The following is a 19,361-nucleotide window of genomic DNA, read 5'->3' on the forward strand; positions in this document are numbered from 1 at the left end:
TGGGACGGTGGCTGTAAGGCCACATAATCAATCGCACCCGATACTGCAACCAAGGGCACCACATGGCCAAGGACACCTCGTCCCCTCAGCCATGCGTTATTGTCCGCCTCCCCTGATCAAAGCGTCGTCAAAGCGTCACGCCGGCCTTTTTCAGGGCCTGCTGCATCATGTTCATGCTGTCCTCGTTCATGCGGAACTGGATGCGCACGACGCCATCCACGATGCTGGCCACACGGCCGGGGATGGCGTGGTCGCCCAGGCCGCCCACCAGCAGGTCGTCGCCGGGCTTGTTGGCCATCTGGCCGATGCGGGCGGACAAGCCGGCGGCCGACAGGTCGATGGTGCGGCCCGGATAGGTGGGGCCCGGCTTGCCCGTGGCCATGCACTGCACGCTGATGGGCAGGTCGGCGGGAATGCGTTCGAACTGGCGGCGGTCTCCCGCCCGCTCCATGGCGCCCAGGAACTCCTCCACCTCCATCTGCAGCTGTTCCGCCTGGTTGGACAGCTCACCCGCCGCGGCGTGCAGCTGGCTGGAGGCGCTGAGGGTGAACTGGGCGCTTTCCTCCACCGTGTTCATGTTGCCCGCCACCTCCGCCGTGCGGGCCGCCGCCTCCTGCACGTTGCGGCTGATCTCCGTCGTCGCCGCCCCCTGCTCGGTGACGGCCGAGGCGATGGTGGCGGAGTTGCCGCCCATCTGCTCGATGACGTCGGTGATGTAGGTGATGATGGACACGGCGTCGGCCGCGGCCGTCTGCACCGCCATGGCGCGGCTGGCGATGTCCTCCGTCGCCTTGGCCGTCTGCCCGGCCAGCGACTTGACCTCATGCGCCACGACGGCGAAGCCCTTGCCGGCCTCACCCGCCCGCGCCGCCTCGATGGTGGCGTTCAAGGCCAGCAGGTTGGTCTGGCCGGCGATGTCGTTGATCAGTTGCACCACCGTCTGCACGCCGGCCGCCACCTCCGACAGCTCCGCCATCACGGTGCTGGCCTTGCGCGCCTCTTCCACCGCGCGGGCGGTGGTGGCGGCGGTGAATTCCACCTGGCGGCCGATTTCCGAACTGGAAACCGTCAGCTCCTCCGTCGCGGCGGCCACGGTCTGGGCGTTCTGGTTGGCGGCGGTGGCGCCGGTGGCCACGGTCACCGCCAGGCCGCTGGTGATCTCCGCCTGTTCGCGCAGACCGCCGGAGGTCGCCTCCAGCTCCGTCGCGGCGGCGGCGACCGAGCGCAGCTTGCCCGCCACCATGGCCTTGAAGTCGCGCACCAGCACCTCCAGCGCGTCATGCCGGCGCTGCTGCGCCTCACGCGCCGCCGCCTGCTCCTCTTCCAGCCGGCGGTTGGCCAGGGCGTTGTCGCGGAACACCTGCAGCGCGCGGGCCATCTCGCCCAGCTCGTTGGGCGCCTCCGTGCCGGTGATGGTGACGGTCAGGTCGCCCTGGGCCAGCCGGCGCATGTCGCCCGTCAGTTCCCCCAGGCTGCGCGACAGGCTGCGGGCGATGAGGAAGGACAGCGATCCCACCAGCAGCAGGGCGATGACACCCTCCACCACGCCGCCCGCGACCAGCGCGCGGCCTTGCGCCTGCACGTCGTCCAGATAGACGCCGGAGCCCAGGACCCAGCCCCAAGCCGGCACCAGGGTGACGTAGGACAGCTTGTCCACCGGCTCCGTCTGGCCCGGGCGCGGCCATTTGTAGGGCACGAAACCCTGGCCCTGCGGCCCCGTCGCCATGGCGACGAAGTCGCGGAACATGTAGGTCCCGGCGGGGTCCTTGAAGTCGGTCATGTCCTTGCCCTCCAGATCCGGACGGCTCGGATTCATGACCAGGACACCCTTGGTGTCGTTCACGAAGACGTATTCGCCGGCGAAGCGCACGGCCCTGAGGGCCGCCAGCGCCGCCGCCTGGGCGTCGGCCTTGGGCAGGGCGCCCTGCTTTTCCTTCTGGATGTAGGCTTCGACGATGGTCTGCGCGGCCCCCACCGCGTCCCGCGCCATGTCGCGGCGATCTTCGTAGAGCTGCATGCGCTGCTGCGCCACGCCGATGCCGATGTAGACCAGGGCCGCCAGCACGGCGACGCCCACCAGGACCCAAAGCCGCTGATTGATCGTCCGGTCATTGAACCAGCGCATCTATCAGACCCCCTTCAATAGATGTACATCCATACGATGCTTATTCTTGATGGAATATCTGAGGCGCCGCCGTTCTTCAACCGTCGGCCGGTTACGCTTTCGCTGGGGCGTCAGACGAGTGGACGCGCAGGCCGAGGCCTGGAAAATCAACCATCAATCAACGACCGGGTATTACACCGCCGCCTCAAAAGCCGAGACATATTAACCGGCCGTGAATCCGCCCCCCGCCCCGGAGGCCGGCCAGCACAGGCAAATGGCGGCTGTTCCTGTTCTTATGGAATGTCTATGAAACTAGCCTTGAGGTTAGCTTTTATCCAAATTAAAGTGGTTCGGTATATCCAGGTTGGATAAGGCGGCGTCGGATCAATACTCGCGCACCCCCGGGTGCAGGCGGCCCTAGAACGGGGCGCCATCCCCAGGGTCAAAGTACTTCCGTTGTTTCCATAAAGGGCGCGGCGGGGGGTTGAAGACCCACGTGGCTGTGGGTGCGCCCAGAAGGGGCGTGGTGGTGCCGAGTGTGAAGCATCTCAAAGAGATGTGATCGGAGAGGGTGATGGTTTCGTCTATCGGTACTGTACCGCCATCGCAGATCGCGGCCTATTCGACGGCGGCTATTCAGGCCCTGACCACGCAAGACGTTGCGGCCCTTACCACTGCCCAGATCGCTGTTCTTTCCAGCACGCAGGTCACGGCCTTCACGGCCAGCCAGATGGTGTTCAGCGCCCAGCAGCTGCAGGCGTTCAGCGATGAGGACATCGCCGCCTTCAGCCCCGCCGATCTCGAGGCGCTGAAGTCCAACCAGATCCAGGCCCTGACCTCCAGCCAGGTGGAGGCCATCACCGTCAGCCAGCTGGCCGGCCTGTCCACCGCCGCCATCCGCGATTTCAGCCGCGCCCAGGTGGGCTACCTGACCACCGGCCAGCTGAACGCCTTGTCCACCAGCCAGATCCAGGCCATCAGCACGGCGCAGGTGCCTGGGTTGACGGCCGACCAGATTTCGGGCCTCAGCACGGCCAACCTGTCGGCGCTCAGCAGCAGCCAGGTGGCGCTGCTGACCACCGCCGAGGTCCGGGCGCTGACCACCGATCAGCTGAACGCCCTGACCACCGCGGACATGCGGGAATTCTCCGGCATACAGTTGGCGGCACTCAGCACCGACCAGGTGGCGGCGCTCAGCACCCGCAACCTCGCGGCCCTGACCGCCACCCAGATCTTGAACCTGACGGCAGCCCAGGTTAACGTCTTCACCACCGGCCAGATGGCGGGCCTGACCACCCAGCAGGTGTCGACGCTGACCGCCAATCAGCTACGCGTCCTGGACAGCGGCCAGCTGAACGCGCTGAACACCGCCGACATCCGCGCCCTGACCACGGCGCAGATTTCCGTCCTGACCACGGACCAGGTGGCCGGCCTCAGCATCAGCAACCTGTCGGCGCTCAACAGCGCCCAGGTGACCAGGCTGACCAGCGCCCAGCTGCGGGCGCTGACCACCACCCAGCTGAACGGCCTGACCTCCGCCGACGTGCGGGAACTGTCCCCGTCGCAGATCCAGCAGCTGACCACCGACCAGGTCAGCGGGCTGAGCACGGCGGGCCTCTCGGCGCTGACGACCAGCCAGGCCCAGCAGCTGTCGGCGGCACAGCTGCGCGCGCTCAGCACCGATCAATTGAACGCCCTCGGCACCGCGGACGTGCGCCTGTTCACCGGGCTGCAGCTGACGGCCCTGACCACCGACCAGATGGCCGGCCTGTCCACCGCCAACCTGGCGGCGCTGAACGCCAGCCAGGTGGTGCAGTTGTCGACGGCGCAGGTCGGCGCCCTGACCTCCAGCCAGGTGCAGGCCCTGTCCACGGCGCAACTGGCGGCCCTGAGCACGGGGCAGATCCGGGCGCTGGACACCGACAACGTGGCCGCCCTGACCACGGCCCAGGTCTCGTATCTGACGTCCACCCAAATCCGCGCGCTCAGCACGGACCAGGTGAACGCCCTGCCCACGGCCGATTTCCAGGCATTGACCTCCAGCCAGCTGGCGGCGCTGACCACGGCGCAACTGGCCAACCTGGAAACCGACAGCCTGGCCGCGCTGTCCACCACCCAGGTGACGCAGTTGGCCGTCACCCAGGTCAAGGGCTTGACCAGTGATCAGCTGAACGCGCTGGGCACCGCCGACATCCGCGCCCTGACCACGGCGCAGATCGCCAACCTGACGACCGACCAGGTCAGCAACCTGACCACGCCCAACGTGGCGGCACTGTCCTCCACCCAAGTGGCGCAACTGACGTCGGCGCAGATCAAGGTGCTGACCACCGACCAGCTGGGCGCCCTGCCCTCCGCCGACGTCCGCGCCCTGACCTCAGGCCAGCTGCGGGCGCTGACCACCGACCAGCTGTCGGCGCTGAGCGGCAGCGCCATATCGGGCTTCACCACCACGCAGCTGAACGGTTTCACCTCCGACCAGCTGTCGGCCCTGACCACCGACCAGATGGCGGGCCTGACCACCCAGCAGGTGGCGGGCTTCGGCTCCGCCCAGGTCCGGGGCCTGACCAGCGACCAGTTGAACGCCTTCACCACCGCCGACATCGCGGCGCTGACCACGGCGCAGCTGTCGGCGCTGAGCACCGGCCAGCTGTCCAACCTGACCACTGTGAACGTGGCGGCCCTGACCAGCGTCCAGGTCTCGCGCCTGACCAGCACGCAGCTGAAGTCGCTGACCACCGACCAGATCAACGCCTTCGGCACGGCCGACGCCCGGGCGTTGACCTCCACCCAGCTGAAGGCGCTGACCACCGACCAGGTCGCGGGCCTCAGCACCGCCAACCTGGCCGCCCTGACCTCCGCCCAGATCGCGAGCCTGACAATCGACCAAGTGGGCGCGCTCAGCACCAGCCAAGTGGCGAACCTGGCCACCAACCAGGTGACGGGCCTGTCCAGCCTGCAGCTGAAGGCGCTCAACAGCGATCAGATCAACGCGCTCAGCACCGGCGACGTGCGCGTCCTGGCCACCGCCCTGACCGCAGCGCTGACCACCGACCAGGTGGCGGGCCTGAACACCGACAGCCTGGCGGCGCTCAGCACCGCGCAGGTGGCCGCGCTGTCCAGCGGCCAAGTCCGGGCCCTGGACAGCGACCAGCTGAACGCCCTGTCCACGGCCGACATCCGCGCCTTGACCACCGCCCAGATCGGGGTGCTGACCACCGACCAGCTGTCCACCCTCAGTACCGCCACCCTATCCGCCCTCAGCAGCACGCAGATCAACCGCCTGTCGGCCGCTCAGGTGCGATCGCTGGGCAGCGACCAGCTGAACGCGCTGAACAGCGCCGATCTGCGGGAATTCACTTCCACCCAGATCGGACAGCTGACCACCGACCAGCTGTCGGGCCTGACCACGGCCAGCCTATCCAGCCTTTCCAGCACGCAAATGCTGGGCCTGACCACGACCCAGGTGACGGCGCTCACCACCGACCAGGTGGCGGGCCTGTCCACCAGCCAGGTTGCGGGCCTGACCACCGTCCAGGTGCAGGCGCTGAACAGCGACCAGCTGAACGCGCTGCCCACCGCCGATATCCGCGCCCTGTCCACCGCCCAGATCGGGGTGCTCAGCACCCTCCAGATCACCAACCTGGGCACCGACGCCCTGACCGCCCTGTCCACGACCCAGGTCGCGCGCCTTACCAGCGCGCAGTTGCGGACGCTGAACAGCGACCAGCTGGGCGCCCTGTCCACCGCCGACGTACGGGCGCTCAGCAGTACGCAACTGGCGGCCCTGACCACGGACCAACTGTCGACCCTCAGCACCGCCAACCTGTCGGCGCTCAGCAGCGCCCAAGTCGTGGGCCTGTCCAGTGCCCAACTGCGGGCGCTGACCAGCGACCAGTTGAACGCGCTGTCCACCGCCGATGTCCGGGAATTCACCTCGGCCCAGATCGGGCAGCTGACGACCGACCAGATTTCCACACTGTCCTCGGACACGCTGTCGGCGCTCGGCACCAACCAGGTGGCCGGCCTGTCCAGCACGCAGCTGCGCGCATTCACCAGCGACCAGCTGAATTCCCTGGGCACCGCCGACATACGGGAGTTCAGCTCGGCCCAGCTGGCCACCCTGACGACCGACCAGATCTCCGCCCTCGGCACCGGCGCCGTGGCGGCGCTGTCGACCACCCAGCTGGCCGGCCTGGGCACGGCCCAGGTGGGGTCGCTGACCACCGACCAGGTGGGCGCGCTCACCACCCTGCAGGTGTCCAAGCTCAGCACCGCTCAGTTCCGGGCGCTCAGCAGCGACCAGCTGAACGCGCTGAACAGCGCCGACGTGCGCATCCTGACCACGGCGCAGGTGGGCGCGCTGACCAGCGACCAGCTGTTGTCCTTCAGCAGCGACACGATGGCCGCCCTCAGCACCGCCCAGGTGGCCAGCTTGTCGGCCGGCATTCTGAACGCGCTGACCAGCGACCAGTTGAACGCGCTGAACACGGCCGACATCCGCGCCCTGACCACCGCCCAGGTGGCGGCCCTGAGCACCGGCCAACTCGCCACGCTCAGCACCGACAACACCGCGGCCCTCACCACCGCCCAGGTGGCCAAGCTCTCGACCGCCCAGGTGGGTGCGCTGACCAGCGACCAGCTGAACGCGCTGTCCACCACCGACGTGCGGACGCTCAGCAGCGCGCAGCTGCGGGCGCTGAGCACGGACCAGATCGCCGCGCTGAACTCCACCAACCTGTCAGCCCTCGGCAGCGCCCAGGTCACTAGCCTGTCCAGTACCCAGGTCCGGGCGCTGACCAGCGACCAGCTGAACACCCTGACCACCGCCGACATCCGCGAGTTCTCATCGGCCCAGGTGGCGCAGCTGACCACGGACCAGGTATCGGCCCTGGCCACCGCCAACCTGTCGGCGCTGACGACCCAGCAGCTGGCAGGGCTCGGCACCGATCAGCTGGCGACGCTGACCAGTGACCAGGTCACGGGCCTGACGACCCAGCAGGTGGCGGGTCTCAGCACCAGCCAAGTGCGGTCGCTGACCACCGACCAGCTGAGCGCCTTCTCCACCGCCGACGTGCGCGCGCTGACCACGGCCCAGCTGGCGGTGCTGTCGTCCGACCAGTTGGCGGCCCTCGGCACCACCGCCACCAGCGTGCTGACCACCGCCCAGGTGGCGCAGCTGACCACGGCGCAGGTCCGCGCCCTGACCAGCGATCAGCTGAACGCCCTGTCCACGGCGGACATCCGCGCGCTGACGACCGCACAGGTCGCGATTTTGACCACCGACCAGCTGTCGACCTTGAGCTCCACCAACCTGTCGGCGCTCAGCAGCACGCAGGTGGGCAAGCTGTCCAGCGCCCAGGTGCAGGCGCTGACCACCGATCAGCTGAACACCCTGACCACCGCCGACCTGCGGGAATTCACGTCGGCCCAGCTGGGGGTGCTGACTAGCGACCAGGTGTCCAACCTCAGCTCCACCAACCTGTCGGCCCTGACCAGCAACCAGGTGGTGGGTTTCACCAGCGCCCAGGTGCAGGCGCTGACCACCGATCAGCTGAACGCGCTGTCGACCGCCGACATTCGGGAGTTCACCTCGTCCCAGGTGGGCACCCTGACCACCGATCAGCTGGCGGGCCTTTCCACCGGCGTGGTGACGGCCCTCAGCACCACCCAGCTGGCCGGCCTGACCACCGCGCAGCTCGGGGCCGTCACCAGCGACCAGGTGGCGGTGCTGTCCACGCTGCAGGTGGCGAACCTGGCCACCGCCCAGGTGCGGGCGCTGAACAGCGACCAGCTGGGCGCGCTGAACAGCGCCGACGTGCGCGCCCTGACCTCCGGCCAGCTGGCGGCCCTCTCGACCGACCAGATCATCACCCTCGGCACCGGCACGGTCGCGGCACTCAGCACCCTGCAGGTGACACGCCTGTCCACAGCGCAGGTGCAGGCGCTGAACAGCGATCAGCTGAACGCCCTGACCACCGCCGACATCCGCGCGCTGACCTCCACCCAGGTTGCGGCGCTGACGACGGAGCAGCTGTCCACCCTAGGTTCGGATAACCTGTCGGCGCTGGGCAGCGCCCAGATCAACAGACTGTCCAGCATCCAAATCCAGGCGCTGAACAGCGACCAGTTGAACGCCCTGACCACCGCCGACATGCGGGAATTCACGTCGGCCCAGCTGTCGGCCCTGACCACCAACCAGCTGTCCAACCTCAGCTCCGACAACCTGTCGGCCCTGGCCAGCGCCCAGGTGGTGGGCCTGACCAGCGCCCAGGTGCGTATTCTGACCACCGACCAGCTGGGCGCCTTGACCTCCGCCGATATGCGCGAGTTCACCTCCACCCAGGTGCAGGCCCTGACGACGGAGCAGATCGCGGGCCTCAGCACGGCGGCGGTCTCCGCCCTGACGACGACGGAACTGGGCGGCCTGACCTCGGGGCAGCTGACGGCGCTGACCACCGACCAGGTGGCCGCCCTCAACACCCTGCAGGTGTCCAAGCTTTCCACCGACCAGATCCAGGCGCTGAACAGCGACCAGCTGAACGCGTTGAACAGCGCCGACGTGCGCGCCCTGACCACAGCGCAGCTGCTGGCGCTGACCACCAGCCAGGTGTCCACGTTGGGCAGCGACACGGTGGCGGCCCTCAGCACCCTGCAGGTGGGCAAGCTCTCCACCGACCAGGTGCGGGCGCTGACCAGCGACCAGCTGAACGCGCTGACCACGGCCGATGTGCGGGCCCTGACCTCCACCCAGGTGGCGGTGCTGACGACGGACCAGCTGTCCACCCTCAGCTCCACCAACTTGTCGGCGCTCGGCAGCGCCCAGATCAACAAGCTGTCCAGCACCCAGGTGCAGGCCCTGACCAGCGACCAGCTGGACGCGCTGACCACGGCCGACATGCGGGAGTTCACCTCCACCCAGCTGTCCGCCCTGACGACGGACCAGCTGTCCAACCTGACCTCCACCAACCTGAACGCCCTGGCCAGCAACCAGATCGTGGGCCTGACCAGCAGCCAGGTGCGGGCCATCGGCAGTGACCAGCTGAACACGCTGACGACATCCGACATCCGCGAGTTCACCTCGGCTCAGCTGTCGGCGCTGAACACGGACCAGCTGTCCAACCTCACCACCGGCAACTTCTCGGCCCTCACCACCACGCAGCTGGCGGGCCTGACGGGCGCGCAGATATCGGCCCTGACCACCGATCAGACCCGCGCCCTCAGCACCTTGCAGGTGGCCAAGCTCAGCACGATGCAGACCCAGGCGCTGACCAGCGACCAGCTGAACACCCTGGGCAGCGCGGACGTGCGGGCGCTGACCACGGCGCAGCTGGCGACCCTCACCACCGACCAGCTGTCCAAACTGGGCACGAACCCGGTGTCGGCCCTCAGCAGCGCCCAAGTCGCCACGTTGTCGACCGACCAAATTCAAATCCTGAACAGCGACCAGCTGAACGCGCTGACCACGGCCGATGTACGCAACCTGACCACCGCCCAGGTCGCGGCTCTGTCCACCGCCCAGCTGGCCGCCCTGGGCTCGGATAATCTCTCCGCACTCGGCAGTATGCAGATCGCCCGGCTGTCCAGCGACCAGCTGCGGGCGCTGACCAGCGACCAGCTGAACGCCCTGACCACCGCCGACATGCGGGAGTTCACGTCGGCCCAGCTGGCGACGCTGACCACCAGCCAGTTGACGGCCCTCACCACCGACAACTTCACGGCGCTGACCACCGCCCAGCTGGGTGGACTCGGCAGCGCCCAGGTGGCGGCGCTGACGACGGACCAGACCGGGGCCCTCAGCACGCTGCAGGTGGCGAAACTGACCACCACGCAGGTGCAGGCGCTGACCAGCGACCAGCTGAACACGCTGAACAGCGCCGACGTGCGCGCGCTGACCACCGCGCAGTTGGGCGCGCTCAGCACCGGCCAGCTGTCCAGCTTGGGCAGCGACACCGTGGCCGCCCTCACCACCCAGCAGGTGGCGAAGCTGACCACCGATCAGGTGCGGGTGCTGAACACCGACCAGCTGAACGCGCTCAACACCGCCGATATCCGCGCGCTCACGACAGCGCAGCTGCAGGCGCTCAGCACCGGCCAGCTGTCCAGCCTGAACACCGACAGCACGGCGGCGCTGACCAGCGCCCAGGTGTCCAGGCTGACCAGCGACCAGATCGCGGCGCTGACCACCGACCAGCTGAACGCGCTCGACACGGCCGACATCCGCGCCCTGAACACGGCCCAGGTCACCGCCCTGACCACGGCGCAGCTGGCGGCGCTGAGCACCGACAACGCCGGCGCGCTGACCAGCGCCCAGGTCTCCAAGCTCGGCACCGACCAGGTCCGGGCACTGACCAGCGACCAGTTGAACGCCCTCACCACCATCGACATCCGCACCCTGGCCACGGCACAGGTGGCGGCCCTGACCACCGACCAGCTGTCGGCGCTGGGCACCGCCAACCTGGCGGCGCTGAGCACCGCCCAGCTGGGCGTGCTGACCACCGATGAGGTGCAGGTCCTGACCACCGACCAGCTGCCGGGACTGACCACCCAGCAGGTGGCGGGCCTGAGCACCGCGCAGCTGCGGGCGCTGGGCAGCCACCAGCTGAACGCGCTCACCACCGCCGAGGTTCGGGCGCTGAACAGCCAGCAGGTGGCGGCCCTGACCACCGACCAGGTGTCGACGCTCAGCACGGACAATGTGGCGGCGCTCACCAGCGCCCAAGTGATCCGCCTGACCACCGACCAGGTACGGGCGCTGACCACCGATCAGCTGAACGCGCTGACCACCCTGGACGTTCGGTCACTGACCACGGCCCAGATCACGGTGTTGGGCACGGCCCAGCTGTCGGCGTTGAACAGCGGCAGCGTGGCGGCCCTGACCACCGCCCAGGTGGCGAAGCTCACCACCGACCAAGTGGGGGCGTTGACCACCGACCAGCTGAACGCGCTGACCACCGCGGACGTACGGGCCCTGTCAACGGCGCAGCTCAACAGCCTATCGACCGACCAGGTGGTGGCGCTGAACACCGGCAGCGTGGCGGCGCTGTCCAGCACACAGGTATCCCAGCTGGGCACCGGACAGATCCATGTGCTGACCAGCGATCAGCTGGTGGCCCTGCCCACCGCCGACATCCGCAGCCTGACCTCGGCCCAGATCGGAGCGCTGACCACCGATCAGCTGGCCAACCTGGGCACGGCCAACCTGGCCGCCTTCACCACCGGCCAGCTGGTGGGCCTGACCAGCGACCAGTTGAACGCGCTGACCACCGACCAGCTGGGAGCACTGACCACGGCCCAGGTGACGGGCCTGAGCACCTCCCAGATCCAGACCCTGACGACGGCCCAGCTGAACGCCCTGGCGACGGCCGACGTGCGGGTGCTGAACACCGCCCAGGTGGCTGCCCTGACGACGGACCAGCTGTCGGCGCTGAACAGCGACAGCGTGGCGGCGCTGACCAGCAGCCAAGTGTCCAGGCTGACTACCGACCAGGTGCGGGCGCTGAACAGCGATCAGCTGAATGCCTTGCCCTCCGCCGACCTGCGCGCCTTGACCACGGCCCAGATCCGGGTGCTGGGCACGGCGCAGCTGGATGGTCTGACCACGGACGCGGTGCAGCAACTGACCACCACCCAGGTCGCGGCGCTGGCGACCAGCCAGCTGGCGGGCCTGACAACCGGGAACCTGTCGGCCCTGACCTCCGCCCAGGTGCAGCGGCTGTCCAGCGCCCAGGTCCAGGCGCTGACCACGGCCCAAGTGCACGCGCTGACCACCGACGACGTGCGGGAGTTCAGCACCAGCCAGGTCGCGGCCCTGACCACCGCCCAGGCGCGGGCGCTGACCACCGATCAGCTGTCCACCATGGGCCAGAGGCTGGCCCTGGCCGTCACCGGCGCTCAGGTCGCCGCCTTCTCCAGTGACCAGGTGAACGCCTGGATGAACAGCATCCTGGGCACCTCCGGCTAAGCCGCGTGCCAGGTAAAGGGGGCATCATTCCGCCAGCGGTATGATGCCCGCCCCTCTTTTCCCATGACATTTGGATAGTCGCGCGCCGCCGTGGGATACCCTCGTCGCGCCCGTCTTTTGATGACGCGAAAAGAAACGGCCGCCCCGGGTGGGGCGGCCGCTCTTGCACTCTCTGCCTTTGAAATCAGGCTCAGGCGGCCTTGCCGCTCTTCGCGATGATTTCGTCGGCCACGTTCTTCGGCACCGGGTCGTAGTGCGAGAACTCCATGGTGTAGGAGCCGCGACCCGAGGTCATGCCGCGCAGCTGACCGATGTAACCGAACATTTCGGACAGCGGCACGTGGGATTCGACGGCGATGTTGTGGCCACGCTCCAGCTGGCCCAGCACCGTGCCGCGACGACGGTTGATGTCGCCGATCACGTCGCCCAGGTAGTCGTCCGGAACCACCACTTCGACCTTCATCACCGGCTCCAGCAGGATCGGACCAGCGGTCCGGATGCCTTCGCGGAAGCAGGCCTTGGCGGCGATTTCGAACGTCAGGGCGTTCGAGTTCACTTCGTGGTACTTACCGTCCAGCAGGGTGGCTTCGAAGTCCACGGTCGGGTAGCCGGCGAGGACGCCGTCTTCCTTCTGGACTTCCAGGCCCTTGCCCACCGACGGGATGTATTCGCGCGGCACGGTGCCGCCGACGACCTTGTCGACGAAGCTGAAGCCGGCGCCGCGTTCCTTCGGCTCGAAGCGGACCTTCACTTCGGCGAACTGGCCCGAACCACCGGTCTGCTTCTTGTGGGTGTAGGTGTACTCGACGGTCTTGGTGATCGTCTCGCGGTAGGCCACCTGCGGACGGCCCATCACACCTTCCACGCCGAACTCGGTACGCATGCGGTCGAGCGTCACTTCCAGGTGCAGCTCACCCATGCCGCGCAGCAGGGTCTGGCCGGTGTCGCGGTCCGTTTCCAGGCGCAGGGACGGATCGGCGCGGACCATCTTGCCGATGGCGGCGCCGAACTTGTCCTGGTCGGCACGATTCTTCGGCTCCACCGACACACTGATGACGGGGTCGGGGAAGCGCATGCGCTCCAGCACCACCGGGGCGGTGGCATCGCACAGGGTGTCACCGGTATCCGTCTCGGCCAGCGAGACGAAGGCCACGATGTCGCCCGCGCGGGCTTCTTCCAGGTCGTTCGCCTCCTTGGCGAACATTTCCACGATACGGCCGATGCGCTCACGCTTGCCGCGGGTGGTGTTCAGCAGGGAAGTGCCCTTGGAAACGACGCCCGAGTAGACGCGCACGAAGGTCAGCGAACCGTACTTGTCGTTGATGACCTTGAAGGCCAGGCCGGCGAAGGGCTCGTCGTCCGACGACTTGCGCTCGCCGTTCGGGTTGCCGTCCGGGTCCACGGTCTTGATGGCCTCGACGTCCGTCGGCGACGGCAGGAAGGCGACGACCGCGTCCAGCAGCTGCTGCACGCCCTTGTTCTTGTACGAGGAACCGCACAGAACCGGGGTGAAGTCGCCCTTCAGGGTGCCGAGACGCAGGCATTCCTTCAGCACGGCGGGGGACGGCTCTTCACCGGACTCCAGGTACTGCTCCATGGCCGCGTCGTCCTGCATCAGGCAGGTGTCGATCAGCTCGGCGCGGTACTCGCCAACCTTGCTCAGCAGCTCACGGTCGTAGGCATTGGTGATCTTCAGCTTGTCGGCCAGGTCGTCGGTGACGTCCCAGATCTCCCACTGGCTGTCCTTTTCCTCGGAGAACCAGACGTAAGCCTTCATCTCGACGAGGTCGATCATGCCCTGGAAGTTGTCTTCCGAGCCCAGCGGCAGCTGGATGACAGCCGGGGTGGCGCCCAAGCGCTTGCGGATCATGTCCACGCAGCGGCTGAAGCTGGCGCCGGAACGGTCCATCTTGTTGACGTAGCACATACGCGGAACGTTGTAGTTGTCCGCCAGGCGCCAGTTGGTCTCGGTCTGGGGCTCCACACCGGCCACACCGTCGAACACCACCACGGCGCCGTCGAGCACGCGCAGGGAACGGTTCACCTCGATGGTGAAGTCCACGTGGCCTGGGGTGTCGATCAGGTTGATCTTCTTGTCCTTCCAGAAGCAGGACACGGCAGCGGACTGAATGGTGATGCCGCGCTTCTGTTCCTGTTCCAGATAGTCGGTCGTGGTCGACGACTTCAGGTCCTTGGTGTCATGAATGTCGACGATCGTGTGCTTGCGACCCGTGTAGTACAGGATGCGCTCAGTGGTCGTCGTCTTGCCGGCATCGACGTGGGCGATGATGCCGATGTTGCGAATGTCGTCCAGCGGTGTGCTGCGGGGCATTAGAGGGCTCCGTCGTCCAACGTCCGGTGCAAAAGAATGAAGCCGGCGCGGGGGATGTTCAAAAACGAGCGCGGGCCCTGAAAGGACCCGCATGAAAAAAGGCCGGGGGGTCGACGGCACGCCGCAATACCTCCCGGGCGGGCGGATATCTAGCGCGTTCCGCCACCTTTTCCAAGGGCTCATGCGGCATGTCACCCCTGAGCAGCAGAGATTCAGGCGCATGGCGGGGGCCCTTTTCCCGCGTCCCGCCCAATTCCCCGCGGCGCCCCGGCGGATCAGGCCGGGATACGGTCCCGATCCGGCAAGGCATAGGGCCAAAGTACCCCCCGGCGCGCGAAATCCTGACCGAATGCCCCCTTGGTGATCGCGCGCGAACGGCGTGGAATTGATCTTCGGCATTGGGCGGCCCCACCCCCGTGGGCCACCACCCCGACTATCCGCAATGGGTGCCTCCATAGAGGCAATATATTAACGATTGGGCGGCAAGCCTGTCTGTCAGCCGCACCCATGACCCGGGTGCCCCCGGACGGCAAGACGAAAGCGGATGATCCTGGACCTCAACGCCCCCGCCGACAGAACCGCTCACGGCGGCGCCGGCAGAACCTATCCGCAGGAAACCGCCCGGCCCGCCCCGGACGCGACCATCACCGACGCGCACGCCGTCGGTGCCGACATCCCCATACCACCTGACGACACCCGCGCCAGCCCCTTGCACGGCCTGTCCATTCCCCGCCGCCTGTTCCTGGCCTTCACGCTGCTGTTCGTCCTGGCGGCTGCTTTCAGCCTGTGGGGCATGCGCAAGATCGACGTCATCGTCGCCACCACGCGCGACAGCCAACAGGCCTTGGCCGTCATCCAGGCGGTGGAGACGGTGCGCACCGCCATGCTGGACCAGGAGACGGGCCTGCGCGGCTACATCGTGGCGGGCGACCCCACCTTCTTGGAACCGGCCCGCCAGGCCATGCAGTCGCAGGAAAGCCGCCTGGCCCGGCTGGAAGCGCTGACCCAAGGCCAGACCGAGCAGCAGCGGCGGGTGGACGCCCTGCGCGCCGAGGTGCGCGATTGGCAGAACGGTTATGCCAACCCCACCCTGGCCATGGCGGGGGACCCGGCCACCCGGGCGCTGAGCCGCGACCAGGCCCGCGCCTTGGGCGGCAAGCGTGCCATGGACGCGGTGCGCACCACGCTGGACGCCATCGCGACGGCGGAGCGCGAAATGCTGGACCAGGATCTGGTGCGCCAACGGAACGCGCAATCGGAAGGCTTGCGAGGCATCCTGGTGGGCAGCCTGCTGATCGTCGCCACCGCCATCGGCATCTGGGTGTTGCTGTCGCGCAGCCTGGTGCTGCCCATCGTGGCCCTGACCACGGCGTTGCGCGGCATCGCCCGGGGCGACCTCACGGTAGCCATCAGCGGTGCGGGCCGCGGTGACGAGTTGGGCACCATGGCCCGTGCCCTGCAATCACTGAAAGAGCAGAAGCAGGCGCGCGAACGCCAGCGGGCGGAACGCCAGGCCCTGGAGCGCCGCATGCTGGCCACCGTCCAGGAAAGCCGTGAGCGGCTGGACAGCATCCTGAACAGTCTGGGGGACGGCGTCCTGACCATCAACGAGACGGGCGTCATCCTGTCCGCCAACCGCGCCGCCTCCGCCATGCTGGGCCGCGACGTGCGCCAGCTGCTGGGCCTTCAGGTGGACGATTTCCTGACCCTGCCCAGCCTCGTGGGCGCCAGCGCCGCCGCCAGCGCCGTGCTGGAAAAGGCGGCCGGCACCCTGTGGCTACCCTTGGCGCTGGAGGGCAACAGCCCCCGGGAGGTGGAGGTGCGGGGCGGGGAACGCCGCTTCCCGGCGGAATTGACCGTCACCACCACACAGCTGGAGGACCATCCGCTTTACACCCTGGTGCTGCGCGACATCACGCACCGCAAGGAGGTGGAGCGCATGAAGGACGCCTTCATCTCCACCGTCAGCCACGAGTTGCGCACGCCGCTGACCTCCATCCACGGATCCATCCGCCTGGCCCTGGGTATGCCCGATGCCCTGTCCGTCCAGGCGCAGAACCTGCTGCGCATCGCCGGCCGCAACAGCGAGCGGCTGATCGCCATCGTCAACGACCTGCTGGATATCGAGCGCATCGAATCCGGCACCCTGGACCTGAAGGCCGATAGGCTGGATCTGTCGGAACTGGCGGCCGAGACGGTGGCGACGTTGCGCCCCATGGCGGAGGAGCACACGGTCACCCTGCGCTATACCACCAGCGGCCCCCTGCCGGTGGTGGGCGACCCGCGGCGCCTGCGCCAGGTGCTGGCCAACCTGATCTCCAACGCCATCAAATATTCCAACCCGGGCGGCGCCGTCACCGTGCTGGGCGGGGCGGAGGAAGGCCGCGTCCGCCTGTCCGTGCACGACAACGGCCCCGGCGTGCCCGACTGGTTCAAGCCCCGCCTGTTTCAGAAGTTCGCCCAGGCGGACTCATCGGACAGCCGGCAAAAGGGCGGCAACGGCCTGGGCCTGTCCATCGTCAAGGCCATCGTGGAGCGTCATGGAGGCCATGTGACCTTGAACAGCCACCCGGGCGACACGGAATTCGTGCTGACGCTGCCGTCCGGGCGCCCCGGCGCCCGGTCCGACGCTCCCACCGCCGCCCCCTCTGTCGCCCCCTCTGCCGCCCCATCGGCCGCTGGCATCCGCCTGCCCTCTTGAGCGGCCCCTTTGGCGGTTGGAAACCGAACTCCATTTGCGCCCGCCCGCCCTGGCGGCTACCCTGGTGTGGATCGTAGCGCCCCCGGGTTATCCACCGCCCCAAGACCATCGCACCCAAGTCCATCGCACAAGATCCACGCGAGGCAGCATGGCCGAGTCACTGAACCGCATCCTCTACGTCGATGACGAGCCCGATATCCGGGCCATCGTCGAACTCAGCCTGCGCCATGTCGGCGGCTTTGATGTGCGGATGGCGGAATCCGGCGCCCGCGCCCTGGAAATCCTGGACGGCTGGGCGCCGCAGCTGATCCTGCTGGATGCCATGATGCCGGGCATGGACGGCCCCGCCACGCTGGCCGCCATCCGCCAACGCCCGGCCCTGGCCGCCGTGCCCATCGCCTTCATGACGGCCAAGGTGCAGCCGTCGGAGGTCGAGCGGTTCAAGGAACTGGGCGCCGTTGGCGTCATCGCCAAGCCCTTCGACCCCATAGGCCTGCCCAACACCGTGCGTGAACTATGGGGCGGCGCCGGTCCGACATGACCCGGGACACTCCGCCCACCATGCCCACCCTGCCGGCGGAGCTGCTGGCGCGGGTGCAGAAAATCCGTCAGGACTTCATGGCGGGCCTGCCGAACCGCCTGGCGCAAATCCGCCACGCGGCCGAGACGTTGGAAGGCCTGGATGGCGATGACGCCGCCACCGCCCGCGCCGATCTGGCGCGCCATGCCCATTCCCTGGCCGGCTCCGGCGCGACCTTCGGCTTGCCGGACCTGAGCGTCGCCGCCCGCGCGCTGGAGGGCGTGGTCAACCAGACGGGCGCCATCGCCCCACCGGCGCTGCGGGCCGCCATCGACGAACTGGAACAGGCCGTCCCGTCCACCATCCCTGCGGCATCGGCCGCAGTCCTGCCCATAGTCCCCACCCCGTCCACCGAGGCGCCCTGCCGCGCCGTCTACTTGTTGCAGGCCGATGGCGCCGGGGCGGAGGATTTGGCTGACATCCTGGCCGCCTACGGCTACGAGCTGAGCGTCTTCCCCGACGCGCCGGCCCTGGCCGCCGCCGTGGCCAAGGCGGTGCCGGAGGCGGTCATCCTGGACGTAAATCCGCACGACATGGTGCCCGGTGCCGCCCAGGTGACGGACGCCAAGGGGCGCAAGATACCAGCCGTGGCCCTGTCCTCCGCCACCGGCTTCGCCGCGCGGCTGGCGGCGGCGCGGGCCGGCTGCGACGCTTATGTGGTGAAGCCGCCGGACGCCAACGCCCTGGTCGACCATCTCGACCGCCTGACGGAACGCGATCCCGACCAGCCGCTGCGCATCCTCATCGTGGACGACGACGCCACGCTGGGCGCCTATTACGAGATGGCGCTGCAGTCCACCGGCATGCACACGCGGCTGGTGACCGACCCGCTGCAGGCGGTTGAAGCGCTGTATGACCATAACGCCGACCTGATGGTCACCGACCTCATCATGCCCCAATGCACGGGCTTCGAGCTGGCGTCGGTGCTGCGCCAGTACGACGGCCTGCTGGCCCTGCCCATCGTCTTCCTGACGGCGGACCTGGATGCGGAGACGTACCGTTCCGCCGTGCGCACGGGCGTCGACGCCTATCTGACCAAGCCCGTCGACCTGGGCGACCTGTCGGAAACCGTGCGCGCACGCGCGCGCCGCGCGCGCCAACTGAAGGCGCTGATGGTGCGTGACGGCCTGACCGGCGCCTACAACCATCCCATGATCCAGGATTTGCTGGTGACCGAGGTGGCGCGCGCCCAGCGCGACGGGACGGAGCTGTCCTTCGCCATGCTGGACATCGACCATTTCAAGAAGGTCAACGACCGTTACGGCCACGGTGCCGGCGACCGCGTCATCAAGGGCCTGTCCCGCCTGTTGCAGCAACGGCTGCGGCGCAGCGACATGATCGGGCGCTACGGCGGTGAGGAGTTCGCCGTGCTGATGCCCCGGACATCACCCAAGGACGCGGCGGACCGGCTGAACGTGCTGCGCCAGCAGTTCAGCGAAATCCCCTATGTGCACGGCGACACCCAGTTCCAGGTGACCTTCTCCGGCGGCGTGGTGGGGCTGAAGCCTGGGCTGGACGCCAAGGCCCTGAACCTGGCGGCCGACGCCGCGCTGTATCGCGCGAAGAACGCTGGCCGCGACAGGATCGAACTGGGGTAAACCCAGAGGTATGAGCATTTCACTCATGCCTTTTAGGATGCGACCGCGTCCGCCGGATGCCGAGCCCTGCAGGGCGCAGCGAGGA

The 19,361-nt window shown here is 68.1% G+C and carries 6 protein-coding genes; 4 read left to right on the forward strand and 2 right to left on the reverse strand.

The genetic code is table 11. The annotated features are described in order from the left end of the window. Positions 1–127: 127 nt before the first annotated feature. Positions 128–2,125 carry a cache domain-containing protein gene (locus UAA55_RS25075; protein WP_322956210.1) on the reverse strand — a complete coding sequence of 666 codons (1,998 nt, stop codon included), beginning with the start codon at positions 2,123–2,125 and terminating at the stop codon, positions 128–130. Positions 2,126–2,678: 553 nt separating this feature from the next. Here UAA55_RS25075 and UAA55_RS25080 point away from each other — a divergent pair. After that, the gene (locus UAA55_RS25080) at positions 2,679–12,065 is read left to right on the forward strand and encodes a beta strand repeat-containing protein (protein ID WP_322956211.1); all 9,387 of its coding nucleotides are present in this window, start codon (positions 2,679–2,681) and stop codon (positions 12,063–12,065) included. A gap of 190 nt (positions 12,066–12,255) precedes the next feature. On the opposite strand, the gene fusA is transcribed toward UAA55_RS25080, so the two are convergent. Further along, a complete protein-coding gene (fusA, locus tag UAA55_RS25085; protein ID WP_322956213.1) occupies positions 12,256–14,397 on the reverse strand; it encodes an elongation factor G in 2,142 nt (713 codons plus the stop codon). Between the two features lie 544 nt (positions 14,398–14,941). On the opposite strand from fusA, the gene UAA55_RS25090 reads away from it, so the two are divergent. The 3 genes from UAA55_RS25090 to UAA55_RS25100 all read left to right on the forward strand — a co-directional run bounded on the left by UAA55_RS25090 (position 14,942) and on the right by UAA55_RS25100 (position 19,276). Continuing rightward, complete coding sequence (locus UAA55_RS25090; protein ID WP_322956214.1) at positions 14,942–17,098, forward strand: ATP-binding protein; 2,157 nt, start codon at positions 14,942–14,944, stop codon at positions 17,096–17,098. Positions 17,099–17,246: 148 nt separating this feature from the next. Beyond that, positions 17,247–17,639 (forward strand): response regulator, encoded by a 393-nt coding sequence (locus tag UAA55_RS25095; RefSeq protein WP_322956215.1) that lies wholly within the window; start codon positions 17,247–17,249, stop codon positions 17,637–17,639. Then, positions 17,636–19,276 carry a diguanylate cyclase gene (locus UAA55_RS25100; protein WP_322956217.1) on the forward strand — a complete coding sequence of 547 codons (1,641 nt, stop codon included), beginning with the start codon at positions 17,636–17,638 and terminating at the stop codon, positions 19,274–19,276. Before UAA55_RS25095 ends, UAA55_RS25100 begins: the two co-directional genes overlap by 4 nt. The last annotated feature ends 85 nt before the right edge of the window (positions 19,277–19,361 follow it).

The sequence above is a fragment of the Nitrospirillum guanabarense genome (assembly GCF_034653355.1).
In the GTDB taxonomy this organism is placed as follows: domain Bacteria; phylum Pseudomonadota; class Alphaproteobacteria; order Azospirillales; family Azospirillaceae; genus Nitrospirillum.